General features: G+C 67.1%; 5 protein-coding genes and 1 other RNA gene. All 6 read right to left on the minus strand.

The features are described 5' to 3' along the window. Positions 1-187: 187 nt before the first annotated feature. Positions 188-563, minus strand: a transfer-messenger RNA (tmRNA) gene (ssrA, locus tag JNW89_RS27630). A 105-nt stretch (positions 564-668) separates the two neighbouring features. Continuing rightward, positions 669-1,148, minus strand: coding sequence for an SsrA-binding protein SmpB (gene smpB, locus JNW89_RS27635; RefSeq protein WP_238451288.1), 480 nt, complete (start codon positions 1,146-1,148; stop codon positions 669-671). Positions 1,149-1,285: 137 nt separating this feature from the next. Beyond that, positions 1,286-2,161 (minus strand): permease-like cell division protein FtsX, encoded by an 876-nt coding sequence (ftsX, locus tag JNW89_RS27640; RefSeq protein ID WP_238451290.1) that lies wholly within the window; start codon positions 2,159-2,161, stop codon positions 1,286-1,288. 70 nt (positions 2,162-2,231) lie between these two features. After that, positions 2,232-2,912, minus strand: coding sequence for a cell division ATP-binding protein FtsE (ftsE, locus tag JNW89_RS27645; RefSeq protein ID WP_238451292.1), 681 nt, complete (start codon positions 2,910-2,912; stop codon positions 2,232-2,234). Positions 2,913-3,030: 118 nt separating this feature from the next. After that, positions 3,031-4,152: a peptide chain release factor 2 gene (prfB, locus tag JNW89_RS27650; RefSeq protein ID WP_238451293.1), complete on the minus strand. Its 1,122-nt coding sequence runs from the start codon at positions 4,150-4,152 to the stop codon at positions 3,031-3,033. A gap of 64 nt (positions 4,153-4,216) precedes the next feature. Continuing rightward, entirely contained in the window at positions 4,217-4,732 is a 516-nt protein-coding gene (locus JNW89_RS27655) for a PadR family transcriptional regulator (protein WP_238451294.1), read from the minus strand. Positions 4,733-4,935 lie beyond the last annotated feature (203 nt).

Genomic DNA, 4,935 nt, shown 5'->3' on the forward strand with positions numbered 1-4,935 from the left:
TGCTGGGATCGGACCGGTGACCGATGGCACCTCCCGCGCTGCGTGCGTACAGCGATGGTGAACCCGCAGCTCACGGCCTGTCCAGTGGGCGGGAGCGCCTCATTCGTCCCGCGCGTCCCACCGGCCCCAGGAGCACCCTGGAGACGACTGTGCGCCCCGGTCCAGGTGGACCGGGGCGCACATGAGGTGGTGGAGGTGCCGGGAATCGAACCCGGGTCCTTCGCCGGTTTGTCAGGGCTTCTCCGAGCGCAGCTCGCTGTGCCTCTACTCGGCCCCACCGCTCACGCGAGCAAGTTGGTGTGACGGGCCCAGTCGCTGATTGATCTCGCCGCACGGACCCCGCGACCGGGTCCGATTGGCCAGCCTTCTAGCTGATGCCGGCTAACTGGGTCGAAGGCGCTCCCAGGCCGACAGACTCACTACTCGCCTCAGGCGGCGAGAGCGAAGTCAGCGCGATTGTTCTTGGCGCTTATTGGTTTCCGACGAACGATTCTCGAGACGACGTCGGCTTCCTCGGCTCGCTTCCCCTGCCGCAACGTACGAAGTCGAAACCAGTCACCCCCTCGGTCGGCCGCCCTGTTGGCGGCTCTGTCAAGACTAACGCCTCCCGCAACGGGTTTCATCCCGAGCCCCGGGCCGGCTTTACCGACTCGGACAAAGACGACAGATCAGTCGTCCATGCCCTTGCCGCGCCGCCCGGCCACCCGGGCGATCTCCCGGTCGGCGTCCCGCTTGGCGAGGTCCTGACGCTTGTCGTACGACTTCTTACCCTTGGCCAGGGCGATCTCCACCTTCGCCCAGCCGTCGGAGAAGTAGACCTGCAACGGCACCATGGTCAACCCGCCCTCGCGGGTCTTGCCGATCAGCCGGTCGATCTCCAGCCGGTTGAGCAGCAGCTTGCGGGTACGCCGGGGCTCGTGGTTGGTCCACGTGCCCTGGGTGTACTCCGGGATGTGCATGCCGTGCAAGTAGAGCTCGCCGCTGCGCTCCTGGGCGAACGCGTCGACCAGGGAGGCCCGACCGGCCCGCAGCGACTTGACCTCGGTGCCGGTCAGCGCCATGCCCGCCTCGTACGTGTCGAGGATGGCGTAGTCGTGGCGCGCCTTCTTGTTGGAGGCGACCACCTTGCGACCCTTTTCCCGTGGCATCGGCGCCACCTCCTTTCCCAGTGACCCACGACCGGTGCGACCGGCCGCGGGGCGGAGATCATGCTACCCGAATGACAAGGACCCTCCCGCGCCGTTTATTCCGGCGCGGAAGGGCCCTCGGCGGAGCCGTCGGGTAACTAGACCCGCAGGTAGAAGCGGAGCGTGATCCAGCCGGTGACCGCGCTGAACAGAGCGCCGACGCCCGCCATGATCGGGAACATCAGCAGGATGTCGCCCCACGAGACTGGCGTGATCAGGCCCTCCAGGGCGGACAGCGAGCCGCTGCCGCCGAAGTACTTCCCGAGCGCCATGAACACCAGCGCGAGGACCGAACCGATCACGCCGGCGACCACCGCCTCCAGCACGAACGGCGCCTGGATGAACCAGTTGGACGCGCCGACGAGCTTCATGACCGCGACCTCACGCCGCTTGCTGTACGCGGCGACCTGGATGGTGTTCGCGACCAGGAGCAGCGCGGCGGCGGCCATGAACACCGCGATGACCAGCGCGAAGGTCTGGATGCCGGTGAGGACGCCGAAGACCTTGTCCAGCAGCCGGCTCTGGTCGACGATCTCGTCGACCCCCTCGGTGTCCTTGTACTGGTCGTAGATGTTCTTGTACTGCTCCGGGTTCACCAGCTTGAGCCGGAACGACTCGGGCAGCTGGTCCGCCTTGACGGCGTTCACCAGGTCCGGGGCGTCCTGGTACATCTCCTGGAACCGCTTGTACGCCTCGTCCTTGTTGACGTAGAGGACCTCCTTAACGAGGGGGTCGCTCTTGAGCTTGGCGTCCAGGTCGTTGCGCTGCTGCTCGCTGACGTCGGTGGCCAGGAAGATCGAGACCTCGACGTTCTCGTAGTAGAGGTCCTTCATGTCGCCGACCTTCTGGTACAGCAGACCGGCCCCGCCCAGCATGAACAGCGACACCGCCATGGTGATGATCATGGCGATGGTCATGGTGACGTTGCGCCACAGTCCGACCAGTACCTCGGACAGGACGTATTTCATCCGCATCGGGTGTTCCTCCGGCTCTCCGGCATGAGGTGTTCGTCGTCAGGGTGTACGGCAGGGGTGGAGCGCCGGCTCACCCGTAGACGCCGCGGGCCTGGTCGCGCACGATGCGGCCGCTCTCGATCTCGACGACGCGACGGCGCATCTGGTTCACGATGTTGGAGTCGTGCGTGACCATCACGACGGTCGTGCCGGTGCGGTTGATCCGGTCCAGCAGGCGCATGATCTCGATCGAGGTGTCCGGGTCCAGGTTTCCGGTCGGCTCGTCGGCCAGCAGGATCAGCGGACGGTTCACGAACGCCCGGGCGACGGCCACGCGCTGCTGCTCACCACCGGAGAGCTCGTGCGGGTAGCGGTGCTCTTTGCCACCGAGCCCGACCAGCTCCAGCACCTCGGGCACGACCCGGCGGGCGACCGCCTTGGTCTTGCCGATCACCTCGAGAGCGAACGCCACGTTCTCGTAGGCGGTGCGGTTGGGCAGCAACCGGAAGTCCTGGAAGACGCAGCCGATCGAGCGCCGGAAGTGGGGTCGCTTCCAGGTGCGCATCGTGGTGACGTCCTTGCCGTTCACGACGACCCGGCCCTTGTTGGGGCTGACCTCGTGCAGCAGCATTTTGATTATCGTGGACTTGCCGGAGCCGGATGGACCGATGAAGAAGACGAACTCGCCCTTCTCGATCGAGACGGACACGTTGTCGAGCGAAGGCCGGGACGCCTTCGGGTACGTCTTCGTCACTTGCTCAAGCTGAATCACGGGTGGTGAGTCTACGCGGTGTAACCGCTGAGCCAAGTCCTACGCCCCACCTCTGCGAGGCGCGTCATCGATTACCCCTGCCACCAGGAGATCGACGACGCGCTCCGCCCCCGCCTGATCACACAGCGTCGTTGGCGAGCTGCTGCTGCTTGCGCCAGCGGATGCCGGCCTCGATGAAGCTGTCCAGATCCCCGTCAAAGACGGAGGACGGATTGCCGGTCTCCTGCTCGGTTCGGAGATCCTTCACCATCTGATACGGGTGCAGCACGTACGAGCGCATCTGGTCGCCCCAGGAGCTGGTGCTGCCGGTCTTCAGGCCGGCCAGCTTCTGCTCCTCCTCCTGCCGCTTGCGCTCCAGCAGCCGGGCCTGCAACACCCGCATGGCGGAGGCCTTGTTCTGCAGCTGGGACTTCTCGTTCTGGCAGGTCACCACGATGCCGGTGGGGATGTGGGTGAGCCGCACCGCGGAGTCGGTGGTGTTGACGCTCTGCCCACCCGGGCCGGAGGAGCGGTAGACGTCCACCCGGACCTCGTTCTCCGGAATGTCGATGTGGTCGGTCTGCTCGGTGACCGGCAGCACCTCGACACCGGCGAAGCTGGTCTGCCGGCGGCCCTGGTTGTCGAAGGGGCTGATCCGGACCAGCCGGTGGGTGCCCGACTCGACGCTGAGTGTGCCGTAGGCGTACGGGACCTTCACGGTGAAGGTGGCGGACTTCAGGCCGGCCTCCTCCGCGTACGAGGTCTCGTAGACCTCGGTCGGGTAACCGTGCCGCTCGGCCCAGCGCAGGTACATCCGCAGCAGCATCTCGGCGAAGTCGGCGGCGTCCACCCCGCCCGCGCCGGCCCGGATGGCGACCAGCGCCTCCCGGGAGTCGTACTCGCCGGAGAGCAGGGTGCGGACCTCCATCTCCTGGATGGCCTTGCCCAGCCCGGCGATCTCCGTCTCGACCTCGGAGAGGACCCCCGGGTCGGACTCGGCCTCGGCCAACTCCAGCAGGACACCGGCGTCGTCGAGCCGGGAGCGGAGGCTGCCGAGCTTGCCGATCTCGCCGTTGACGTACGACAGCTGCGAGGTCACCTGCTGCGCCTTCGCCTGGTCGTCCCACAGGTCGGGCGCGGACGCCTGCTCCTCGAGCCGGGCCTTCTCCTCGTGCAGGCGGCCGAGGTCGAGCACCGCCTCGATGTTGCGTAGGGTGGCGTCGAGTTCCTTGAGCTGTTCGGCGTAATCGGCAGCGGTCACGACAGACAAGCGTACTGTGCGTGCGGCGGTCCGCTCACGTCACACCGCCGACCCGGGCAGATGATCAGCCGACCGGGGCGGTCTTGAGCCAGGAAAGCGCCGCCTTGTGGTAGGCGACGGCGAACTCCAGCGCGCTGGCGTCGTAGTTGTCGCCCTCCTTCTTGGCGTTCTTCACCTGCTCGCGGACGTGCGCCAGGGCCTCGGTGTGGTACTCGTTGGCCGAGGCGTAGAGGTTCTTCAGCTGGCTGGCCGAGTGCAGGTCGCCGAAGGCGATCCGCAGGGCGATCGGGTTGCGGATGGTGTCCCGACCCGGGTTCTCCGCCAGCCAGCGGGAAAATGTCCGTTTCCCGCTCGCGGTGATCGCGTACGGCTGGCTCATCCGCGGCCCGGGCTTGCCCAGCCGCACGAAACCCCGCTCGGCCAGCACCGGCAACTCGCGGTAGACCTGACTGCGGGTCATCGACCAGTACGGCGCCAGTCGGCGCTCAGCGGCGGCCATCAGTTGGCCGCCAGTCATCGGGCCCTCGTGCAGCAGCCCCAGCAGAGCTGCCGCGGTGGGGTTGACTCCGGATTCCGCCATGCCCTCTAAGCTGCCACTTTGCCGTCGCAGCGTCCAGGATTTCCGGATTTGCCACCCGGGAGGATTTCCAATGTGCACTGTCGGCGGACGACAGTGCTGCCAGGACTATCGATGCGTACCGGCCGGACGGTGTCCGGGGCCCCACCGGACGGCGGGCCGGGCTCCGCCGCGCAGCCGGCGACCCGCCCGCGGCCGCGGGCCGG

It is taken from the genome of Micromonospora sp. 4G55 (assembly GCF_016803375.1).